18 protein-coding genes are annotated in these 22,467 nt (G+C 58.6%); 9 read left to right on the forward strand and 9 right to left on the reverse strand.

Going from position 1 to position 22,467, the window contains the following annotated elements; translation table 11 throughout:
* The first annotated feature begins 142 nt into the window (after positions 1 to 142).
* The 3 genes from AVCG78_RS12910 (at position 143) to AVCG78_RS12920 (ending at position 2,582) form a co-directional block, all read left to right on the forward strand.
* Complete coding sequence (locus AVCG78_RS12910) at positions 143 to 835, forward strand: TetR/AcrR family transcriptional regulator (RefSeq protein WP_015917176.1); 693 nt, start codon at positions 143 to 145, stop codon at positions 833 to 835.
* A 138-nt stretch (positions 836 to 973) separates the two neighbouring features.
* Positions 974 to 1,738, forward strand: a complete 765-nt coding sequence (locus AVCG78_RS12915; RefSeq protein WP_015917177.1) for a TerC family protein — start codon at positions 974 to 976, stop codon at positions 1,736 to 1,738.
* A gap of 118 nt (positions 1,739 to 1,856) precedes the next feature.
* Positions 1,857 to 2,582, forward strand: a complete 726-nt coding sequence (locus AVCG78_RS12920; RefSeq protein ID WP_041697091.1) for a sulfate transporter family protein — start codon at positions 1,857 to 1,859, stop codon at positions 2,580 to 2,582.
* Here AVCG78_RS12920 and nth read toward each other — a convergent pair.
* A complete protein-coding gene (gene nth, locus AVCG78_RS12925; RefSeq protein ID WP_015917179.1) occupies positions 2,562 to 3,326 on the reverse strand; it encodes an endonuclease III in 765 nt (254 codons plus the stop codon). The two genes, AVCG78_RS12920 and nth, sit on opposite strands and share 21 nt — an antisense overlap.
* A 39-nt stretch (positions 3,327 to 3,365) precedes the next feature.
* On the opposite strand from nth, the gene AVCG78_RS12930 reads away from it, so the two are divergent.
* The 3 genes from AVCG78_RS12930 to AVCG78_RS12940 all read left to right on the forward strand — a co-directional run bounded on the left by AVCG78_RS12930 (position 3,366) and on the right by AVCG78_RS12940 (position 6,590).
* On the forward strand, positions 3,366 to 3,848 hold the full coding sequence (locus AVCG78_RS12930) for a DUF2244 domain-containing protein (protein WP_041697093.1): 483 nt from the start codon (positions 3,366 to 3,368) through the stop codon (positions 3,846 to 3,848).
* 81 nt (positions 3,849 to 3,929) lie between these two features.
* Positions 3,930 to 4,817, forward strand: coding sequence for a methylated-DNA--[protein]-cysteine S-methyltransferase (locus AVCG78_RS12935; protein WP_015917181.1), 888 nt, complete (start codon positions 3,930 to 3,932; stop codon positions 4,815 to 4,817).
* A gap of 780 nt (positions 4,818 to 5,597) precedes the next feature.
* Entirely contained in the window at positions 5,598 to 6,590 is a 993-nt protein-coding gene (locus tag AVCG78_RS12940; protein WP_015917183.1) for an alpha/beta hydrolase family protein, read from the forward strand.
* A gap of 84 nt (positions 6,591 to 6,674) precedes the next feature.
* Here AVCG78_RS12940 and AVCG78_RS12945 read toward each other — a convergent pair whose 3' ends face one another.
* Positions 6,675 to 7,652: a sugar-binding transcriptional regulator gene (locus AVCG78_RS12945; protein WP_071203841.1), complete on the reverse strand. Its 978-nt coding sequence runs from the start codon at positions 7,650 to 7,652 to the stop codon at positions 6,675 to 6,677.
* 211 nt (positions 7,653 to 7,863) lie between these two features.
* On the opposite strand from AVCG78_RS12945, the gene tal reads away from it, so the two are divergent.
* Positions 7,864 to 8,820, forward strand: a complete 957-nt coding sequence (gene tal / locus AVCG78_RS12950) for a transaldolase (protein WP_015917185.1) — start codon at positions 7,864 to 7,866, stop codon at positions 8,818 to 8,820.
* Between the two features lie 65 nt (positions 8,821 to 8,885).
* Here the strand turns inward: tal and AVCG78_RS12955 are convergent, their stop codons facing one another.
* Positions 8,886 to 9,479, reverse strand: coding sequence for an SH3 domain-containing protein (locus AVCG78_RS12955; protein ID WP_071203843.1), 594 nt, complete (start codon positions 9,477 to 9,479; stop codon positions 8,886 to 8,888).
* 299 nt (positions 9,480 to 9,778) lie between these two features.
* Here AVCG78_RS12955 and AVCG78_RS12960 point away from each other — a divergent pair, with 299 nt between their 5' ends.
* Together AVCG78_RS12960 and AVCG78_RS12965 are read left to right on the forward strand one after the other, a co-directional pair.
* On the forward strand, positions 9,779 to 10,684 hold the full coding sequence (locus AVCG78_RS12960) for a DMT family transporter (RefSeq protein WP_071203929.1): 906 nt from the start codon (positions 9,779 to 9,781) through the stop codon (positions 10,682 to 10,684).
* Positions 10,685 to 10,874: 190 nt separating this feature from the next.
* Positions 10,875 to 12,053 carry a hypothetical protein gene (locus tag AVCG78_RS12965; RefSeq protein ID WP_071203844.1) on the forward strand — a complete coding sequence of 393 codons (1,179 nt, stop codon included), beginning with the start codon at positions 10,875 to 10,877 and terminating at the stop codon, positions 12,051 to 12,053.
* Between the two features lie 92 nt (positions 12,054 to 12,145).
* On the opposite strand, the gene lysS is transcribed toward AVCG78_RS12965, so the two are convergent.
* The 6 genes from lysS to AVCG78_RS12995 all read right to left on the reverse strand — a co-directional run bounded on the left by lysS (position 12,146) and on the right by AVCG78_RS12995 (position 22,427).
* The gene (gene lysS, locus AVCG78_RS12970) at positions 12,146 to 13,642 is read right to left on the reverse strand and encodes a lysine--tRNA ligase (protein WP_071203845.1); all 1,497 of its coding nucleotides are present in this window, start codon (positions 13,640 to 13,642) and stop codon (positions 12,146 to 12,148) included.
* Between the two features lie 96 nt (positions 13,643 to 13,738).
* Positions 13,739 to 15,199, reverse strand: a complete 1,461-nt coding sequence (gene gltX / locus AVCG78_RS12975) for a glutamate--tRNA ligase (protein ID WP_071203932.1) — start codon at positions 15,197 to 15,199, stop codon at positions 13,739 to 13,741.
* Positions 15,200 to 15,585: 386 nt separating this feature from the next.
* Complete coding sequence (locus AVCG78_RS12980; RefSeq protein ID WP_071203850.1) at positions 15,586 to 17,346, reverse strand: SLC13 family permease; 1,761 nt, start codon at positions 17,344 to 17,346, stop codon at positions 15,586 to 15,588.
* A 194-nt stretch (positions 17,347 to 17,540) separates the two neighbouring features.
* Positions 17,541 to 18,878: a tetratricopeptide repeat protein gene (locus AVCG78_RS12985; protein ID WP_071203852.1), complete on the reverse strand. Its 1,338-nt coding sequence runs from the start codon at positions 18,876 to 18,878 to the stop codon at positions 17,541 to 17,543.
* The gene (locus AVCG78_RS12990; RefSeq protein ID WP_071203854.1) at positions 18,875 to 20,245 is read right to left on the reverse strand and encodes an HlyD family type I secretion periplasmic adaptor subunit; all 1,371 of its coding nucleotides are present in this window, start codon (positions 20,243 to 20,245) and stop codon (positions 18,875 to 18,877) included. Before AVCG78_RS12990 ends, AVCG78_RS12985 begins: the two co-directional genes overlap by 4 nt.
* Positions 20,217 to 22,427, reverse strand: a complete 2,211-nt coding sequence (locus tag AVCG78_RS12995; RefSeq protein ID WP_156582941.1) for a peptidase domain-containing ABC transporter — start codon at positions 22,425 to 22,427, stop codon at positions 20,217 to 20,219. Before AVCG78_RS12995 ends, AVCG78_RS12990 begins: the two co-directional genes overlap by 29 nt.
* Positions 22,428 to 22,467: the final 40 nt, after the last annotated feature.

Here is a 22,467-nt window from a genome sequence, read left to right on the forward strand (position 1 = left end):
GGCGGAAACAATCGAACGGAACCGTTCGGTTCGATTTGACATAGGCCAATTCATACCGCATATCAAGAGAACAAACGAGTGCCGGCCATCTAAAGTTAATTTTTGTGTTGCAAATGCCCCATATGAGCGAAGACACCCGAGCATGACAGTCGTCGACGATGAAAAACCCGCCCAGGCCGCTTCAGGACGTTTCGCCGCAGGTGAAGATCCGGCCAAGCGCGACCAGATCCTGGATGGCGCCAAACGCGCCTTCATGAAGCATGGCTTCGATGCGGCCAGCATGAACGATGTCACCCGGGAAGCCGGCGTGTCCAAGGGGACCATCTATGTCTATTTCCAGAGCAAGGAAGATCTGTTTGCCGCGCTGATCAACAACCAGAAGCAGAAATTTGCGGCCTCAATGCGCGATATCCTGGCGGAAGAGACCGATCTGCATATGGCGCTGCGCCGCTATGCCCTGGCTTTTACCAATTATATTCTCACCAGCGAAATGATCCCTGCCATGCGCATGCTGCTGGCGGTTCAGGATCGCATGCCGCACCTCTGTCAAAGCTTCATGCGGTCGGGACCGGAAAACGTCCGCACGGTTCTCGAGGACTATCTGGAGGTCCAGGTGAAGGCCGGACGTCTCGACATAGCCGATACCGAGCTTGCCGCCCGCCAGTACATCGAGCTGGCAACAGGCGCCTATTTCAAGAAGCGACTGTTCGGTGAAATCGAAGTGCCGCCGCCGCAGGCGGAAATTGACTACATCATCGATAACGCCCTGCATATTTTCCTGCTCGCCTATGATCGCAAGGCCGAAAACGGCCCTGAGGCGCAACGGGCGAACTGAGGAAATCCATCTCATCCTGTGGCCAAATCACCACGATAGCGTTGATGGTCCTCTCACATGACTTGCCGCCCTTGCTGATGCGGTATCGGCTCCCTATTTGTGTCGCAAAGCGCTTTTTGCACGGGGGATATCAATTTTATGCAGGACTTTACCTATTTGCTCAGCGATCCGGCGGCCTGGATCGCTCTTGTGACGCTGATCATCATGGAAGTGGTGTTGGGAATAGACAATCTGGTCTTCATTTCCATTCTCACCAACAAGCTGCCGGAGGGGCAAAGAGACAAGGCCCGCAAGATCGGTATCGGCCTGGCGCTCGTCATGCGCCTCGGCCTGCTCGGCACCGTCGCCTGGATCGTTCAGCTGACCACGCCGGTCTTTACGCTGTTTGGCCACGGCTTCTCGTGGAAGGACATGATCCTGATTGCCGGGGGCCTGTTCCTGGTCTGGAAAGCCACCAAGGAAATCCATCACAGTGTCGACCCGGTCGACAAGGAAGGCGATTTCATCGGCACGGCCACGACGACCATGGGGGCGGCCATCGGCCAGATCCTGCTGCTTGACCTGGTGTTTTCGGTTGACAGCATCATCACCGCCGTCGGCATGACCGAGCATGTGGTTATCATGGTGATCGCCGTGATCTTCGCCGTCACCGTCATGCTGCTGGCCGCCAACCCGCTGGGCCGCTTCATTGAGAAAAACCCGACCGTGGTCATGCTGGCGCTGGGCTTCCTGATGATGATTGGCATGACGCTGATTGCCGATGGCATGGGCTTCCATGTGCCGAAGGGCTATCTCTACGCCGCCATGGCCTTCTCCGCCCTTGTCGAAGGCCTCAACATGATGGCACGTCGCAAGAAGCAGGCGACGAAAGCCGAGGACGCGGCGCGCAAGAAGCTGCATTGACATTGATCGAGAGAGCAAGGGGCTCCCCTTGCTCTCTCAACTCTTGCACAGCGGCATTCCGCCTCCCACATCCTCACCGTTCTGATCTGTCATTCTGGTCCTGCCCTGGGAGCTGCCTGTGATCCTTGATGCCGCCATGCTGTCGCTGCGCAATCTGTTTGCGCCGGAAACCCGTTCGGTGTTCTGGAAAGTGCTGGGCTTGACGCTGGCCGCCCTGGCCGGGCTGTGGCTGGCGCTGCGTGAGCTGTTTATCTTCTATCTTTGGCCCTGGTTTGCCGGGTTTTTCCCCGCAACGCCGGATTGGGCCGGCTGGCTGGTGCTGATCCTCGGCATTGTCGCCAGTATTGGCCTGGCATTGGTGCTGGCGCTGCTTTTGGCGCCGGTCACGGCCATCATTGCTGGCCTGTTTCTTGATGATGTCGCCGAAGTCGTGGAAAAGCGGGATTACCCGACCGATGCGCCCGGCACGGCCATGCCGCTTGGCGATGCCATCGTCCAATCGCTGCAATTTTTCGGCATCGTCATCCTCGGCAATCTCATTGCCTTCATGCTGCTCTTCGTGCCGGGCATCAACCTGATCGCGTTTTTCCTGGTCAATGGCTATCTGCTGGGCCGGGAGTTTTTCGAATTTGCCGCCATGCGGCTGCGCCCGACCATCGAGGCGCGGCAATTTCGCGCCAAGCATTCCGGCACGATCTTCCTGGCCGGACTGGTGATAGCAGCGTTTCTAGCAATCCCTATCCTCAACCTGCTGACGCCGCTGTTTGCCGCAGGGCTGATGGTGCATCTGCACAAGATGCTGTCGGTCAAAGACCCGCAGTTTTCAAAGGATCTGCGGCGGTAGTTCCACCAGGGGCGCGGGAACATCGCAGGTCTTTTCCGGCGATTTGCACAGGTCAGCAATCACGCAGCGCTCGCATTCCGGCTTGCGGGCCTTGCAACAGTAGCGCCCATGCAGGATCAGCCAGTGATGGGCATGGAAGAGATAGTGCTTGGGGATGATCCGCATCAGGATCTCCTCGATCTCATCCGGTGTCTTGCCGGGTGCCAGCCGGATGCGGTTGCCGATCCGTAAAATATGCGTATCGACGGCCATGGTCGGAATGCCAAAAGCCATGGACATCACCACATTGGCAGTCTTGCGGCCGACGCCGGGCAGCGTCACCAATTCTTCGCGGGTTTTTGGCACCTCGCTGCCGAAATCATCGATCAGCTTTTGACTGAGGGCGATGACATTCTTCGCCTTGTTGCGAAAAAGTCCGATGGTTTTGATATAGTCGCGCACCTTCTCTTCGCCCAGCGCCAGCATTTTTTCCGGCGTATCGGCCACGGCAAACAGGGCGCGGGTCGCCTTGTTGACCCCCGCATCGGTTGCCTGCGCCGAGAGCGCCACGGCGACGACAAGGGTAAACGGGTTGACATGCTCCAGCTCGCCCTTCGGTTCCGGGCGCTGCACGGAAAACCGCCGGAAGATTTCCTCCAGCTCGGCCTTGGAATAGGCGCTGCGAACCGCGACTTTTCGTCCCGCTGGCTTGGGTTGAGAGGGGGAAGAAATTGACTTTTTCAAAGTTTGCGTGCTGGATTTCATGGTTCTATTTGATCAGGTTGGTAAAGAAGGATGGCGTCCATGGGTGAGGTTGCCGATCAACCGATTTTCGCTGCCGAACTGGTACCCTATCGGTCGCTAGGCCGAAAGGGGTTTCGCATCATGCTGATGCTGTCCGGGCTGGTCTGTGTCGGCTATGGCGGGTTTTTCCTGACGACCGGTGCCTGGCCAATCGGATTTTTCTTCGGGCTGGATTTTCTGCTGCTCTACGGTGCTTTCCGGCTGAATTACCGCGCCGCCAAAGCCCGCGAGGAAGTCACGGTATCACGCACCGCCATCTCTATCCGCAAATTCACCCCCTCGGGGCGGATGACCGAATTTCGCTGGAACCCGTTCTGGGCGCGGTTCTTTGTCCGCCGCCACGAGGAATTCGGGATCATCTCCATGTCGGTGCAGGGGCAAGGCCGGGCCACCGATGTCGGCTCGTTCCTCAATCCCGATGATCGCGAAAGCTTTGCCAAGGCCTTTCGCGGTGCCTTGGCAACGGTAACGCAGCGGATCTGATTTCTGTCAGCGCATGGCAAGAAACGGGTGGCACGGCACGGCCTGTCATGGTCAAGTCGCCTGAGCCAAAGGAAGAGTGCCATGACCACATTTGCCCGCAGTTTTGAAACAGGCGCCAGCGACATCACCCCCGAAGGGAGCGATTACCAGACCGTGCGCCGGGTGATCGAGATGCTGACGCTTGACTATCGGGAGCAACCGGCGCTGGAAACCATTGCCGAACGGCTTGGCCAATCCCCCACGCAATTGCAGAAAACCTTTACCCGCTGGGCGGGCCTGTCGCCCAAGGCGTTCTTGCAGGCGGTGACGCTGGATCATGCCAAACGGCTGCTGGGCCATGAAGGCCTGCCCTTGCTGGAAACCGCGCTGGAGCTTGGCCTGTCCGGGCCGGGCCGCTTGCATGACCTGTTCGTCAGCCATGAAGCGATGTCGCCGGGCGAGTGGAAAGCCAAAGGCGCGGGCCTGACCATTCGCCACAGCTTCCACACATCCCCCTTCGGCCTAGCGCTGGTGATGGTGACGGATCGCGGCTTGGCGGGCCTCGGCTTTTGCGATCCGGGCGAAGAAGCTGCCTGCTACGCCGACATGGCTGGGCGCTGGCCACTGGCCAATTTTGTCGAGGACCCACTGGCCATCGAACCCTATGTGACCAGGATCTTCGACCCTGCCAGTTGGCAAGCGGAACAGCCGCTCCGCGTCGTGCTGATCGGCTCGGATTTCCAGGTCCGGGTCTGGCAAAGCCTGCTACAAATCCCGCTTGGCCGCGCCGTCACCTATTCCGACATCGCCCAGAAAATCGGCCAACCCACCGCCAGCCGCGCCGTCGGCGCAGCAGTTGGGCGGAACCCGATTTCCTTCGTGGTGCCGTGTCATAGGGCGCTGGGGAAGAGCGGCGCGCTGACGGGGTATCATTGGGGGCTGACGCGCAAACGGGCGATGTTGGGGTGGGAGGCTGGGCAGGTGGGGTGAGTGGTGGATGGCGGATGGCGGATGACGTCCGATGCTGCCCTTGCCCCTAAACCGACGTCGTGGTTACACCTGAACCGGAATTAGCAATACTCAGATAGATGAGTGACTGTATGTGGGGAATGTGAGTGAGTTTTCGAAGACGACGCTTTTCCAGGAATGCAATCATTATATTATTGGCCGCCGGGCTTCCTTTTGCGTACTTTTACTATCTTATCGCCACTGACTACCGCAAGGACCCGGCAAGGGTCGCCTTCATCATGAACATCTCGGAACTGCCACAGTCGGTTCGAGACATCGAATGTTCAGCAACTGCCATCACCGACCTAATCGTAACTTGCGCGTTTAGAATTAACCCCGAGGACTTTCAAAGCCTCGTAAGCGGGTGGCATTTCAAGAGTGACAGAGTTTCCGGTGATGGAAGAGATTACGGGACGGATGCGAAAATAGGTCCATCTTTCGATGCGGCGGTACGGTACTTCGTTTACCCAGACAGCTTCAAAAAAGGTGGCCGTGTCGATCTCGTGACGAATAGAGACCAGACTATGGTTGTCGCAAACCGATACGAGGAATGAAATCCGCAGTGGCGACAATGAGGGCGCAAAGTACACGTCCTCTCCTCACCCCACCAACCGTAACAATTCCCTGGGCGCCTCCTCGTCCTTGATTGGTGTATTGCAGCAGATGCGGAACATAGTGGCGCGGTAGAGACTGAGAAAGCGGGGGGTAGGAAGAACAATCAATTTGTGATGAGATATTAGGTGCTCGCTTTATGGAGGCTCCATGCCAGTTGGCTTTAGAACAGGCTCTAGTTTCGATCCCCTGCGATTGAATTGGGATGGTTCTGGTCCGCGTCCACTACCATGGACCGCTTGGTATCCGACAGACGAGAAGTCGTCCGCTCATCCTCTCGTCGAGAAATCCTGGTTCAGGAAACAACCCGTTGGTGTCAACGCGCAGATAGCGCATGCGGACGGGACGTTGCCGCTTGTTCTATTGTCGCACGGAACAGGCTCCACAGCCGCTGGTTTGGAATGGCTTGGCTTCCGGCTGGCCGAGCAGGGCTTTGTCGCGTTAGCGGTGAACCACCACGGACATACGGCCTTCGAACCTTTTCGCGCAGAAGGGTTCCTCTGCATGTGGGAGCGCGCGAAAGACCTGACAGCTATTCTCGACGACCCCAATTGGCGCAACGAACTAAGAGTCGAAACCGGCGATCAAATTTTCGCTGCGGGCTTCTCAGCCGGAGCGTATACGGCACTTTTACTGTCTGGAGCGCGTATCGCATTTTCACAGTTCGAGCCCGACAACCCGGAAAAGAGTCCGATCCGTGGGCCGCGAGAATTTCCAAACCTCGCCGATAAACTGCCGAAACTCTTTAAAAACCCGGTTTTTCGAAGGTCTTGGGAGCAAAGGCGCTCAGATTTTTCGGATCGCAGAATCCGCGCGGCATTCGCAATTGCTCCGGGTCGTTCCGTGCTGGGTTTCTCTCAGGATAGTCTTCAGGCTATCAACAAACCTGTCCATCTGATAGGCGGTGACGAAGACACTGTTGCGCCACCAGACCAGTGCTGCAAATGGCTGTTCCAAAATATTCCGGACTGTAGATATGAGATTTTGACGGGAGGTGTCGGTCATTACACCTTCCTCCCAGAAGGATCTGAGATAGGACGAGAAGCTGCACCTGAACTGTTTATGGATGGAGCAGGGTTAGACCGAACCGCAATCCACGATTACGCTGCAACATTGGCCGCAGAATTCTTCAGGTCAACATAGATTGGAAACTATTAAAAGGCCCTTCGGGCTATGTGGCATAGCAATAGCGCCGCCAGGCGAGATCCTCAACGACCCTGTCATTTCTCACGCAACCAACCCCAACAACTCCCTCGCCGCAGCCTCATCCGTAATCAGCGTGTTGCACCCGATGCGCCGCATGGTGGCGCGGATGGCGATGGCCCGATGCGCACCGCCGGAGGCGATGACGATGTGCTTGGCTTTTTTCAGCGTGTCGAGATTAACCGACATGACCCGCTGGTTGATCGGGTGATCCACGGAGCGGCCCTCGGCATCGAGGAAGTTGAACATGGTGTCGCAGACGCAGCCAGCCTCGATCAGTTCGTTCAGCGTGGCGCGGCTGATGAAGCCTTCCGACAGCGAGGTGGATTGCGGGCGGATGTCGCCGCAGGAGACCACGGCGAGGTCGAGGTTTTCGGCGAGGTCATAGAGGGTTTTCAACCCGCAATCCTCAATCAGCGCCCGTTTGGTGGCAACGCTATCGACCAGCAACGGGGCGAGGAACATATAGCATTCCGCCCCGAGCTGGCTGGCCAGCCGCCATGTATAGTCGATGGGATTGGTCTGGTGGACGGCGACAATGCCGCCCAGCAGCGAGACGACCTTGCAATTTTCCCGGCGCGGCGGGCGAAAACCAGCCAGCGACGCCGTCATGGTGCGGCCCCAGCCGACGCCGATGGTCGCATTGTCAGTCACCACTTCGGTCAGGAATTGGCCAAGCGCCAGGCCGACGGCGCGGGCGATGCCTTCGGCATCCTGCCCGGCAGAGGACGGCACGACCACGGCTTCATCCAGGCCGAAGGCCTTTTCCAGTTTCACGGCCAGTTCGACGCAATCGTCGATGCCCTCAGCAATCCAGATCTGCACTTCGGAACGCTTCAACGCCTCATCCAGCAGCCGGATCACCGTCGAGCGGCTGATGCCGAGGCGTTCGGCCACATCCTTCTGGGTCAGGCCCTGGTTATAATAGAGCCAGGCAGCCCGAAGCCGCAGCGATGCTGCCTCCGAATAGCTGCTCTGGGTCTCCCGGCGAAGCTTGACCACGATGCGAATTGTCCCCTGTTTTCCGTCTCCTGACTATCGCAAGCCATGCAACATTTGTCAAATCCAACGGACAAATGTCTTGACTTAATGCCCCTCCATAACGATATTCAGATCAAAGGACAGAGGATATGGTCCCCAGGTCGCAAAGACGTGTTGGAACGCAAATGCCCGTCCAGTGTTCATTTAATATGTGACATGAAGGAATTGCCTGATGACTTCGAAACTCGAACAGCTTCGCGCCATGACCACGGTTGTCGCCGATACCGGTGACATTGAGGCCGTAACCCGCCTGAAGCCGGTGGATTGCACCACCAACCCGACAATCGTGCTGAAAGCCTTGGGCACCGACATGTTTGCCGATGCCTTCGAAGAGGCGATCAAATGGGGCAAGGCCAAGGGCGGCGCCTCTGATGCCGTGACCGAGGCGATTGCCGACCGGCTGGCGATTTCGGTGGGTGCGGCGCTTGCCAAGATCGTTCCGGGCCGCGTCTCGACCGAAGTGGATGCTGATCTGTCCTTCGATACGCAGGCCTCGCTCAACAAGGCGCGGGCCATCATTGCGCAATATAAGGAACGCGGCATCGAGAAGGATCGCATCCTGATCAAGCTCGCCTCCACCTGGGAAGGCATTCGCGCCGCCGAAGTGCTGCAAAAGGAAGGCATCGACTGCAACCTGACCCTGCTGTTTTCCAAGGCTCAGGCGATTGCCTGCGCCGAAGCCAAGGTGTTCCTGATTTCACCTTTCGTTGGCCGCATTCTGGATTGGTACAAGAAATCGACCGGCGAGAACTACACCTCTGAGACCGATCCGGGCGTGGTGTCGGTGCGCCAGATCTATAATTTCTACAAGGTCAATGGCATCGAAACCATTGTCATGGGCGCGTCGTTCCGCAATGCGGGCGAGATCGAAGCTTTGGCTGGTTGCGACCGCTTGACGATCAGCCCGGCGCTGCTGGATGAGCTGGATGCGGCCACCGGCGATCTGCCGCGCGTGCTGTCACCTGAAAAGACCACGCCCGATCCGCTGGTGTCGCTGGATGAAAAGGCGTTCCGTTGGGCGCTGAACGAAGATGCCATGGCGACGGAAAAACTGTCGGAAGGCATTCGCGCCTTCGCCAAGGATCTCGGCACCCTGCGCGGCATGGTGGCAAAGAAACTGGCCGCCTGATTTCGACGATATCTTGAGGAAAAGGGCGCGGCAAAGGCTGCGCCCTTTTTTGTTAAAGTAAAACCTCACTCATCGCTATTGCCGCCCGCCCCGCTTTGGCTATTGCCGAACGGATTGGCATAGCCGCTGCCATTGTTCTGCCAGCCGGAACCTTGTCCGCCCTGGCCTTTGCCTCCTTGGCCTTTACCCCCCTGGCCTTTACCAACAGGCAATTCAATCACCGGATCGACCGGCACGCCGCCAATCATCCCCGGCGGGTCGCCGCCGGTCTTGAGGACATAGCGTCCATCCACCCAGCCGCTGATGCGCGGACGGTCCACCGTGGCGATCCGGCACCAATAGCCGCCCCGGCTTTCCATGCAGTTCTGCATATCAACAGGCGTGCCTTCGGTCAGCGCGTGAATGATGCGGAAATTCGGGCCTGCACCCGACAGAACCGGCAATTGCTGGCCGGGCTTGAGGCCGGTGACATGCCAGAGATAGGGATCGGGGAAATCCATTCCGCCTGGTGCGCCATTCCCCTGACCATTGACAGAAGGTGCCGGGATCACCGTCTGGCTGAAGGCTGGCATGGCGGAAAATACCAGGAAAAACGCCAGCATGCTGCGCCCGGTCATTCGGCTCAAAAGCCTGCGGCTGAGACTGGCTGCTGGAGGCATGGCATTCTCCTGTTGCTGGAAAAGGCCTGCTGGCCTTTCTGTGGGCGGTGACGCGCCACGTTTTCACGGTCACATGGTCTTACCCGATGATCCGTTAAATTCAGGTGGACACTCAGTTCGGAAAAAGTGGCTACCCCTGTGCAATGATGTTTATGATTGATTTCGACTGTAAATAAGCTTCAGGCGTTGTTTTCGTTCCCCGATGATGACAAGGTAGGGTCTTCGCGCTACCCGCACTCCCCCGTTGGTTTACTGGCTTCGTCTCTCTTCGATGGCCCTTTTCTCCGTTTGTTGACATGATGAAATCGACTTCGCTTGGCTATGTCTTTGCCTTTGCCGCTTATACGGTATTTTCCATGCAGGATGGTATTTCCAAGCATCTGGGCGATAGCTATTCGCCGGTCGTGGTCGCCACCGTGCGCTATTGGGCCTTCGCGATCTTCGCGCTCATTCTGGCCGCCCGCAGCCGCAATGGTCTGGTCGCGGCAGTCAAAACCAAACGGCCTATCCTGCAAATCCTGCGGGGCCTGTTGCTGGGTGCGCAGATCCTGGTGTCGATTGCTGCCTTTCACTATGTCGGGCTTGCCCAATCACAGGCAATCTTCGCCGCCGGGCCGATTTTCGTGGCGCTGCTGTCGGTGCCACTGCTGGGCGAACAGGTGGGCTGGCGGCGCTGGACGGCGATCCTGGTCGGCATGCTCGGCGTGGTGCTGATCCTTTCGCCGGGCTCAGGCAGTTTCAGCCTGATGGTGGCGCTGCCACTGTTCTGCGCGCTTTCAGGGGCTTTTTACGGCATTCTGACGCGGCTTGTCAGCCGTGATGATCCGCCCGTCACCAGCTTTTTCTATATGTGCATGGTCGGCTTTGTCGGGGCCAATTGCATGGCACCATTTTTCCTGGCCCCGATTGCCAGACAGGATTGGTTCTGGATGTTAGCGCTGTGCTGTACCGGCATTGCCGGGCATTTTTCGCTCATCAAGGCCTATGAGCATTTGAATGCCGTGGTGCTGCAACCGATTGCCTATTACCAGCTTGTCTTAGGCTCAATCATCGCGGTGACGGTGTTTGGCGAAAGCCTGACCCGCAATATGGTGCTGGGCTCGGTCATCGTGGTGGGAGCGGGTCTGTTTACGGTTTGGCGCGAACAGGTGGTGGCGCGGCGAAAAGCGCTTGAGGTTCAATCTATTGCAGAACCTGCTTCTTAACTAAACTTCATACGGGAACTGATTACACCCTCATTAACCGTGGTTGCGAATATACGACGATAAAGAAAAACGAATATACCCAATTAAGCCTTCGGCAACAGGAAACTCCTAAAACTAGGGGGTGTTTTGCGTTTGTGGAGTGGGCCATGGGATATCGTGTGTCGTGAAGCTATTGCCAGGCAAAATCCATTTGTCGCGCAAGCTCCTGCTGATCGTCGGCGGCGTCGCGGTCCTGTGTGGCGCCACGGGTTCGGCTGCCGTCTATATCGGCCGTGATGCCCTGCTCGGGCCATCCTATAGCGAGGTCAACGGCCTGACCTGCATGGAACTGCAATCAGCCACCATCAAGCGCAAGGACCGGCTGTGGGTGCGCAAATATGTCACCACGGACGCAACCGATGGCGTGACCCGCATCAAGACCGCGCTGCGCATCGCCAAATCCGTTGCCGAGACGGAAAAACCAGATCTCGTTCAGGTCGTGGTGCTCGATCAAAAGGGGCCAAAGGACCAGTCCGACATTCGTGGCCGCGCGATTGGCGCCGATGTCATTTATATTCCCAATCCTGCCCAACTGGCCGAAACCGCGCAGATGCAGAGCCTGACGGCGCGCTATGTCGACAAACCGGCCAATGGCAATGGCGATTTTTACGGCGAGCGCGTGGAAATGCCGCTGGCCGACGCAAGCACCATGATGGCCAAGCTGACGGACACCGCCCCTTGCGAAAAGCCGGTCCTTGCCACGCCCGAAGGCGAAGGCAAGAAAGAAGGTGGCCACGCGAAAGAAGATGGACACGCCAAGGAAAAACCCAAGGAAGGGCAGAGCTCGCATGGCGAGGCAGCGCATGGTGAGGTGGCACATGGTGAGGCGGCTCCAGCCGAGGCTCATGGCAGCGAAGCCCCAGCTGAGGAAAAGCCCGGCTTGATCGCCTCGCTTAAAGGCATGATTTTCGGCGCTGAAGAGAAACCGGCAGCACCGGCACATGACGCCGCCCCGGCTGCCGATGCTGAGGAGGTCAGCCACTCCGACAACGCGGCCCCTCACCAGGCCAATGCCGACAAAGCGCCCACTCAACAGCAAGGTGTTGAACACGCAGGTAGCGAAAAGGCAGGAGAACCCGTTACGGCACCCGCGTCACCCGCACCATCACCTATTCCTGCGGCAACATCGCCAGTGGCCGCAGCCGATCCGACGCCACAGACCGTGGAGAGTAAGGGCTGGCTGAGTTCGATCAAATCCATGGTCACAGGCACAGATAAGCCGACGGCAGAAACCACTGCGAAAGCCGAGGCGCAGAGTGATTCAAAACCGCTGGTGACAGAGCCTAGCGCCACGCCCTCGGTTCTGCCACGCGGAATTTCACTGCGATAAAGACGACAGCATCGGGGAGAAATAGCATCGTGCAGAAAACGAATCGGCACGATGCTATAGAGCTTTTCAGCCTCGCTGCTTGACCGGCGCTATCAATCGACCTTGGCGCGTCGCGCCGGGAAGAGAATAATGTCACGGATCGAAGGCGCATTGGTCAGCAGCATGATCAGGCGATCGACGCCAATGCCAAGTCCACCGGCTGGCGGCATGCCCTGGTCAATGGCATCGAGGAATTCGTCGTCGAGCTGCTTGTCCTTTTCGCCACGGGCATGGGCCTGTTCGAGCTGCTCAACCATGCGCTTGCGCTGTTCTTCCGGATCGTTCAGCTCGGAAAAGGCATTGCCGATTTCCCAGGCGTTGCAATAGGTCTCAAACCGTTCGACCAGGCGCGGCTCGCCCGGCACTTCCTTGGCAAACGGCGAGATGTCCTTGGGGAAATGCGTCACATGGCTTGGCTGGATCAGCGTGCCCTCGACCTTTTCTTCAAAGATGAAGGACAGACATTCGCCCCAGGTCCAATCCTTCTCGACCGCAAACCCGGCAGCCTTGGCCGCCGCGCGGGCTTCTTCATCGGTCTTGATGGCCAGGAAATCGATGCCCGTGACCTCCTTGACGGCATCCGGCATAGGCACGCGCTTGAACGGACCTTTGAAGGAGATTTCCTTGTCGCCAAAGGCAAATTCGGTCGAGCCATGAATGCGCATGGCGAGGTCGGCAAACAGGCGCTCGACCAGATCCATCACGTCTTCGTAGTCGGCATAGGCCCAGTAGCATTCCATCATGGTGAATTCTGGATTGTGCCGGGTGGACACGCCTTCATTGCGGAAGTTGCGGTTGATTTCGAAAATCTTGTCGGCAAGGCCAGAGACCAGCGTACGCTTGAGGAACAGTTCCGGCGCAATGCGCAGATACATGTCCTGCTTCAGCGTGTTGTGATGGGTCTTGAACGGATCGGCAGATGCTCCACCATAGACGGATTGCAGCATGGGGGTTTCCACCTCCATGAAGCCATCGTTTTCCATGAAACGGCGGATGCCCGAGACGATCTTGGAGCGCTGCTGGAAGCGCAGCTTGGATTCGTCATTGGTGAGAATGTCGAGATGGCGCTTGCGATAGCGCACTTCGATATCCGTCACGCCGTGATATTTCTCCGGCATCGGCAACAAAGTCTTGGTCAGCATGGTGATGGTTTCGGCGTTAATCGTCAGCTCACCGCGCTTGGTGCGGCGCACCTGACCGGTCACGCCAACAATATCGCCCAGATCGATCATCGGCAGCATGGCGCGGGCCGCTTCCGGGGTCATATCCTTGTGGCTGAAGATCTGGATTTTGCCCGAGGCATCGCGCAGGTCCATGAACATGCCGGAATTGCGCGAGGAATAAATGCGGCCTGCAACCGTAACCGTATCGCCCGATTCCGTATCCGGTGCCAGATCCGCATATTTTTCGGCCAGTTCAGCCGTGGTGGCGGTACGGTGGAAGTGAGCTGGATAGACATCGCCGATCTGCTGGCGCAGCAGCGCCAGTTTCTGGCGGCGCACCTCGGTGGCGTCGGAGGAAAGGGCGGTTTCGGTGTTTGCTTCGGTCATTGGTTCGCCTATCGGGCACGAAATTCTTGGATCAATTGTGGAGCATAGCGGCTGAAAACGGCTATGATAAGCCCTCCCTCATAAAGGGGGAGAGCTTTAGCTGTCGGCCGCGCCAGCCATGGAGGTCAAGACCTGAATGGCCACCTTGAGGCGCTGGCGCACCACGGAACGGCCCAGCAGCGCCATGCTGTCGAAGAGCGGCAGCGACCGCTGGCTGCCGGAAACGGCAACGAAGAGCGGTGGGGTGACGACGCGGAGCTTTTTGCCCAACCGGTCGGCAATGGCCCGCAGTTCTTCCTCAATGGTCGCCACGTTCCATTCCAGGATCTTTTCCAGATCGGTTTGAACGGTGGTGACGATCTCAAGCGTTTCCGCCGGGCTGGTTTTCAACCCGCCGAAGGAAGCAGGCGTCAGGCCGACATCATTGGCCAGCAGAAAGCCTGCCAGCGGCGGCAATTCGCCAAGCTTGGTGATCCGGCTCTGAGCGAGCTTCAGGCCTTCCGTCAGCCGGTCATTTTCGCTGGCCCAGGTCAGAACGCGGCCTAAGAATTCGTCCGGCATCAGCTTTTCGCGCAGCCAGCGTCCATTCAGCCAATCGAGCTTCTGGATATCGAAGATCGCGCCCGCCTTGGAGAGATTGTCGGGGTCAAACTTGGCGATCAGCTCGTCCATCGTCAACAGCTCTTCGCCTTCGGCGATCTGCATGAAGAACAGGCCAAGGAAATTCATCAGCGCTTCGGGCAGGTAGCCAAGGGCGGAATAATAGGAAATCGAGGTCGGGTTCTTGCGCTTCGACAACTTGGATTTGTCGGCATTGCGCATCAGGCTGAGATGCATGAACACCGGCGGTTCAAGACCGAGATATTTGTAGATCAGGATATGCTTCGGCACGGAGGCCAGCCATTCCTCACCGCGCGCCACATGGGTGATCTTCATCAGGTGGTCATCAACCACATTGGCCATGTGATAGGTCGGCATGCCATCGGCCTTCAACAGAACCTGCATGTCGACGCTTTCCCACGGGATCGACACGTCGCCATAGACGCCGTCATGGAAATCACAGGAGCCTTCGGTTGGGATTTTCAGGCGCACGACATGCGGTTCGCCTGCGGCAACGCGCGCATCGACTTCTTCCGCCTTCAAATGCAAGCAGAGACCATCATAACCGGGCGGCTTGCCCGCCGCGCGCTGCGCCTCGCGCATCTGGTCCAGCCGGGCGGGCGTGCAGAAACAGCGGAACGCATTGCCCTCAGTCACCATCTTGTCGACGAACGGACGGTAGGTGTCCTTGCGCTCGGACTGGCGATAAGGACCGTAGGGACCGCCAACATCCGGGCCTTCGGCCCAGGTCAGGCCGGTCCATTTCAGCGCGTCCAGCACTTTCTGTTCAAACTCCGCCGTCGAGCGGGTCGCATCGGTATCTTCGATGCGCAGAATGAATTCGCCACCATGTTTCTTGGCAAACAGATAGTTGAACAGCGCGATATAGGCTGTGCCGACATGCGGTTCACCGGTGGGAGAAGGAGCGATACGGACGCGGACGCCGGAAGTGGTCATGATTTTGCTCGTGGTCATGGAGGCGAGGATCGGGCAGAGCCAAGCCATCGCATTTTGATGATCTGGACGCGGTGAAAGCCACGCTCAAGGCAGGCTTCCAGCGATAATCCTTTGGCTGGCCTTAGGCCATATCTAAGGCCAAGCGTCAAGGAAAACCCAAGCATCGGCGGGAACGCATAGGCCGGTGACAGAGGATTTTGAAAAAGATTGCGAAAAAAATCAGATTGGGCGGAACCATTTCCGGCGTTGCCCGTTAGGAGTGCAGGAAAGCGGCTGTGAATCCCGCGAACCTAAAACCCCCGTCCCCCGCTTGAAAGCCTGCGTTCCGCCAACGCAGGCTTTCGGCATTTCAGGCCCTCTACATTTCAGGCCCCGCTGAGCCATGGCTATTTCAATGGCCAGACCACGATCAGTGCCGGGATAGCAACAAGAATGATCAACAGCGAGAGCGGCAGACCAAGGCGCGGATAATCACTGAATTTATAGCCGCCCGGCCCCATCACCAACGTGTTGCATTGATGACCGATCGGGGTCAGGAAATCACAACCGGCGCCAATTGCCACCGCCATCAGAAAGGCGTCAGGCCGGAAGCCGAGATTATGGGCAAAGCTGGCGGCAATCGGCGCCATGACCAGAACCGTCGCGGCATTGTTGAGAAACGGCGTTACTGCCATGGCAGTCACCAGGATCAGCGCCAGCGCACCGTAAGGTGGCAGCCCATGGGCAACATGGCCGAGCCAAGCCGCGATCACATCCGTTCCACCGGTACTGCGCAAGGTATCGCTGACCGGGATCAGTGCCGCCAGCATGACAAGGATCGGGCCATCGACGGCCTGGTAGAAATCGTTGAGCGGAATGACCCGGAACACCACCATCGCCAGGGCAGCGGCAAAGAAGGCAACCGGCACCGGTGCAAGGCCAAGCGCCGTCGATCCCATCGCCGCAATCAGGATCAGCACCGGGATAAGCGCGCTGCGGCTGGTGCCGAGCAGGATTTCGCGCTCGGCCAGCGGCAGGCAATCCAGGGTCTGCAACGCGGCTGGCAGCGCGGTGCGTCGCCCCTGGAGCACGACGACATCGCCAGCGCGCAAGGCCACATGCGCCAGCCGCTCCTTCAGCCGCTTGCCGCGGCGGCTAACGGCCAGGAGGTTGATGCCATAGGTATTGAACAGCGAAACATCGCGGGCCGTCAGGCCTTCCAACGGCGACCCCGGCCCGACCACCGCCTCGATGGCAGTGATTTCACCGCCCGAACCGATCTCCCGGCCCGACAGTTTCAAGCCGGATTGGCTGACCAGCCGGTCAAGCGCATCGGATGGCCCCTCCAGCAGCAATGTGTCCTGCTCTTTCAACACCATATCTGGGAAAGGCGAAATACGGCTGTGGCCACGTAGGATGGCGGTGGCGATCACTTCGCCGGCGGTGGTTTTCAACAGATCGCGCAGCGGCTTGCCTGTTAGTGCGGAGCCTTCGGGCAGGGTCGCCTCGGTGGAGAAATTGGAATTGCCGAGTGCTTCCTGCAAGGTCGGGTTCTGGTTCTGGCGCTTGGGCACCAACCAATAGAACAGCATCAGGAAAATCACGCCCGCCACCGCCAGAATGGCACCAACAGGTGTAAAATCGAACATGGTGAATGGCGTACCGGTCAGTTCACCGCGCAGCTTGGACACGACGATATTGGGTGAGGTGCCGATCTGGGTCATCAACCCGCCCAGAAGCGCACCGAACGCCATCGGCATCAGGAAGGCGGAGACCGGCGTCCCTGACTTCTTCGAGAACTGGAACGCGACCGGCATCATGATGGCCAGCGCGCCGATATTCTTGATGAAGGCCGACAGCACTGTCACCGTCAGCACCAGAAGCAGTATCTGGGCGCGCATTGATGTCAGGTTGGGGAAGAAGCGTTTGATGGCGGCATCGACCAGACCCGACCGCGCCACCCCGGCGCTAACCACCAGGGCACTGCCGACGATGATAACGATATCGTCACTGAACCCGGAAAAAGCCTTATCGGCTGGCACAAGGCCAAGAGCAACGGCCGCCAGAAGGGTCAGCCCCGCCACCACATCGTAGCGGATACGGTCCCACATGAAGGCAACCATCATCAGGCCGATGACGGAGAAAGCCAAAATCTGTTGAGTCGTCATGCATGTCCGGATCGGTCAGAGTTGGGCTCAAAAGGCTTGAAGTGCCGGTTTGTTCCTTACCGTTGCGCCGTCGCTCCGCCACCATGCACTCTTTGAGAGTAGCATGCACAGGAAACGACGGCATCAACGCGACTGTGACATTTCATAATTCGAGCATGATGATCAAGTCTACAGCCTTTAGGTTACCTTCGCCTTCAGGCAACCTTGGCCAATAGCTTTTCTTCCAGCCGTGCCAGAATATCCTTGCAGACGGCATCTTCTTTTTCGACGCCGTGCATGAGGATCTCACGGGCCGCTTCGACATCGGAGGGATCGGCGTAATAGGCGTGGAATTCGCCCAGCACCGCATAGGCCGCCATTTCGCCAGCCTCGACAGCCAGTTCCAGCATATTTTGCGCGCCATCGAGATCAACGATGCCACCAATGCCCTTCATGCGGAACCGTCCCAGATTGACCATGGCGAGGGCATGACCGTTTTCAGCCGCCATTTCAAACCAGATCCGCGCCTGGTTGAGATCGCCCTCCCCTTCGCCTGCACCGGTCGCGGCAACCACCGCCATCTGGAACTGCGCGGCGACATCGCCCTTCAGCGCGGCCTTTTCAAGCCACATCACCGCTTCCACCGAACTGGCCTTGACGTCGATGCCATGGCGATAACGCCGCTCCAGATCACGGCAGGCGCGCCTGTCGCCCATGCGGCCAAGCGCCGTCAGCCAGCGCACGCCCCGGGCGCGGTCCCGCTCGGGATAGGCTTCGTGGAGATAATATTTCGCCAGCTCCTCGATAGAGGAGCGGTAGCCCTTGGCGGCAGCGGCGCTGAGCAAGCGCAGTGCCTTCTCCTCGTCGGGTGCGGTGCCAAGGCCATTCAAATATTGCATGGCAAGGTAATGGCGCGCCGTACTATTGCCGGCCGCCGCCGCATATTTGAAGTATGGCAGGGCGCGGGCATAATCCACCTCGCCCAAATGCCCCCCGGCAAGCAGCGTTCCCATGCCCAGATGCGCCCGGACATTGCCAGCTGTCACCGCTGGCTCATAACAGACCAGTGCCGTGTGCGGATCGACCTCGCCGCCAATGCCGGACGCCAGAAGATAACCGGCCAGCGCCGAACCATCGACATTGCCGTGCTCATGAGCGCGAAGCGCATAGTCACGGGCCAGTTCGGGCTCGCAAACCAGCTGCATGACATCGCCATAAAGTCGCATAGCCGCCGGAGACGCCGGCATGTCCTGACGCGGTGAAATCAGATAGAGCCGGGCCGTCAGGGCCATGGCACCGACATGCCCCGCATCGGCGGCATAGCGCGCCAACCGGCGGGCCTCGGCCAGATCGGAAATCACCCCGCGCCCCGTTTCATATAGCCGCGCCAGTTCATAGGATGCCCCGACATGGCCGCCCTTGGCCGCCTTGCGTAGGGCGCTTGCGGCCAGCGGCATTCGGCCCGCCCCAAGCTTCTTCATGCCATGGCGATAAGCCTGCCGGATTGCCGCGCCTCGGACAAAAAAGGGCACAAAAGACAGCAATTGCTTCATGGTTCGCGCATTCCCTCGCTCACGACCGGCACAACCCGGTCAAACAGATAGGCCGCCACAGTCTGGTCGCCAACAACCACGTCCGTCACCAGCGTCATCCCGGCAATCAGATTGAAATCGGCCGGATTACTTTTCAGATGCGGGTCGTCAATGGTGATCTTGGCAATATAGAATGTCCGCTCGGATGCGCCTTGCGCAGCCGCGCCATCGCCGCGCGAGACTTTCAGACTGTCGGGGCTGACCGCCCGAACCGTACCGCGCAAGCCGCCATAGCGGGCAAAAGGCCAGGCATCCAGCTTGATATCGACCGGCTGGCCAACTTTGATAAAGCCCTGGTCCTGAGTGGAGATTTCCGTTTCCACTTCAAGCCGTGCTGCCTTCGGTACCAGAACGAACATTTTCTGTGCCGTCTGCGCCACCGATCCAATGGAAATATCGCCGATCTGAAGCACGGTTGCGTCTTCGGGCGCCTTCAATTCGATCAGGTCGGAACGCTTATCGGCCTTGTTAAGCTCCTCGATGGCCGCATTCAACGCCACCTGCTGCTTGACAAGCTGACCCATGGCGTCGGAGCGCCATTGCTGGGCCTGATCTTCCATCTGCGATTGCACCGATTGAATGTCATGGGCGCCGCTTTCCAGCTTGCCCTCGACTTCGCGGATCGTGCCGGTGACTTCCAGCACCCAGTCCTTGGCCTTCAGGCCATCGGCTCTCGATGCATATTTCTTCTCGACCAGCGCGCTTTTCATCGCCTCGCTTTCCTCGCTCAGCGACAGGCGCTGGCGATTGACAGTGAGTTCCTGCTGCAATTGGGCTTGCGTGGTTTGTAGCGAAGAGATCTTCGCCTTGAAGGTTGACATCGACGCTTCATATTGCGACCGGCGGGCTTCAAAGAACCGGCGCTGCAATTTGCCGAAACTATCGCCGTCGCGCGGCTGGTAATCACGCCCGTCGATTTCCGCCTTCAGCCGCTCGACTTCCGCCGAAAGGCTGGCCATCTGCCGGCTGGCCGTGGTCTGGTCGGCACGCGAAAAGGTCGGGTCGAGCGTGGCCAGCAATTGCCCCGCCTTCACATCCTGGCCTTCGCGCACCAGGATTTCTCGAACGATAGAGGTTTCCAGCGGCTGTACCACGGTATTGGGCGCTTCCGAGGCGACACGACCGCGTGCAGTTACCACCCGCTCGACCGGCATGAACACCGACAGCAGGATAGCGCTGGTGATCAGAGCCGCCACCGTGGCAATCGTCATCCGCGCCGATTTGGGCGGGGTGCGGTGCAGGATGCTGGCGCTTTCGGACAGGAATTCCGCTGTCGTGCGGACCGCGTAACGATGCTCGTCAGGCGACAGCGTCAAGGTTTTCGTCATGGTCTTTTCCCGTCGTCAGGTGGCGGTTCTGCTGGTTCCAAAGGTGGCGGTAATCGCCGGAGCGGCGCAGCAGATCGTGATGGGTGCCGCTGTCCTTCAGCTGGCCGCGATCCAGAACCAGGATCTGGTCGCAATCGACAAGCGAGGACAGACGGTGCGAAATCATCAGCACGGTGCGGCCTTCGGCAATGCGCTTCAGGTTGCGCAGAATGATCGCTTCGCTTTCCGGATCGAGCGCGCTGGTGGCCTCGTCGAAGATCAGGATCGGCGGGTTGACGATCAACGCCCGGGCAATTGCCAACCGCTGCTTCTGACCGCCGGAGAGATTGCTGGCATGTTCTTCCAGCATCGTGTCATAGCCGCGCGGCAGACGTTCGATAAATTCATCAGCACCGGCCAGTTGTGCCGCCTCGATCATTTCCTCAGGCGAGGCATCCGGCTTGGCGATCAGGATATTGTCACGGATCGTGCCGCGAAACAGGAAGCTTTCCTGAAGCACAACGCCGACATTGGTGCGCAGATGATAGAGATCGACTTCCTTCAGCTCGACGCCATCGAGACGGATCAACCCGGAATAGCTCTGATGCAGACCCTGCAACAGCCGCGTCACCGTGGTCTTGCCCGAGCCGCTACGGCCCATCAGCCCGACGATATTGCCCGGCTTGACGTGAAAATTGATGGCGTTGAGCGCTGGCAACGAGGTGCCTGCATAGGCAAAGCGCACATCCTCAAAGCTGATCCGGCCGGAAAATTCGGGGCGCACCCCGTGTTCGCGGCGCGGTTCCGGTTCGGCATTGATAACGGAGGCGACCTGGCGCAGCGCACCGCGCGCCTCTTCCATCTGTTGCATCATGCCAGCCATCTGCACCAGCGGCTGGGTGGCGCGCATGGCAATCATTGTAAAGGCCACCAGCGTTCCGGTCATGACCGTATGCTCGTTGACGATGACCAGATAAGCGCCAATCAGCAAAGAACCGGCATAGATCAGCTTTTCCAGAGGGGCCAGCAAGGTCTGCGGCTGGTTGGCCAAAAACAGCAGGTTGGTCTGATTATTGACCGCTTCGGCGACTTTCTGGTCCCATTCGCGCCGCTTGCGGCCTTCAAGTGCCAGAGATTTCACCGTGCGGATGCCGTTGATCATCTCGATCAGCATGGCGGTGCGGCGGTGTTCGCTGCCCATCACCTGCGCATAGGCACGGCGGATCGGCTTCATATAGATAAACAGTATCAGGCTCATCATCGCGCCGAGGCCCAGGACCCAGAAGGTCAGGCCGGGGCTAAGCAGGAACATGACAGGAATCAGCACGAACAGCGACAACATATCCAGCACCGAACCGAACAATTGGCCGGTGACGAAAGCCCTCAGCCGACGGGCCTCTCCCAGCCGATGGACAATGCCACCGGTGGCATTCTGCTCGAAGAATTCGATGGGAAGACGCGACAGCCGGTCAAAGATCATCAAGTTCAGCCGCACATCGATTTTGGCGGTGACGATGGCGGTGACGGTGCGGCGCATATAGCCAAGCAACATATCGAACAGCAGCACGACCAGAATGGCCGCAGCCATCAGCGTCAATGTCGAAAGGCGGTGATGCACCATGACCTTGTCGATCACCACCATGTAGAACAGCGAGGGTACCAGCGCCAGAACGCCGAGCGAAATGGCCGAAATGAACACGTCGCGCACCATGCGGCGGTCCTGCATCACCTGGGCCAGCAGCCAGTGAAAGCCAAACTCCTCGCGCGCACTTGCCTCGGTCATCTCCCGCTTCATCAGCAAGACATGGCCGCTCCAGTTTTCCGTCAGCCGCAATTCGTCAATCACAAACCGGGTGGCTTTCGAATCGGCGGGATCGCGAAACACCATACGCGGCGTCTGCGGATCATCGACGAAGTTTTCAAAGACAAGGAGCGACCCATCATTGAGCTGAATGACGGCGGCGACAGCACCTTCCATCTGGCTCAACAGCTTCCAGTTCATGCGGATCGGCTTGGCCTTTACCCCATGATCGCGGATGATTTCGGCCAGTTGCGGCAGAGAAAAGCAGTCCTCATCACCGTAATCGCGGCATAATTGCTCGACCGAGAGGGATAAGCCCAATTTTTGCGTGGCAAGAGCCAATGCAGCAAGAGCGGATCTGGCCTGCCCCTCATCCGCCAGATCTCTGTCTTCAGCATTCATCGACACACCTCATCATCCATCGCCGAAAGCACACATGGCG

It is taken from the genome of Gillisella vitis, from assembly GCF_021559775.1.
In the GTDB taxonomy this organism is placed as follows: domain Bacteria; phylum Pseudomonadota; class Alphaproteobacteria; order Rhizobiales; family Rhizobiaceae; genus Allorhizobium; species Allorhizobium ampelinum.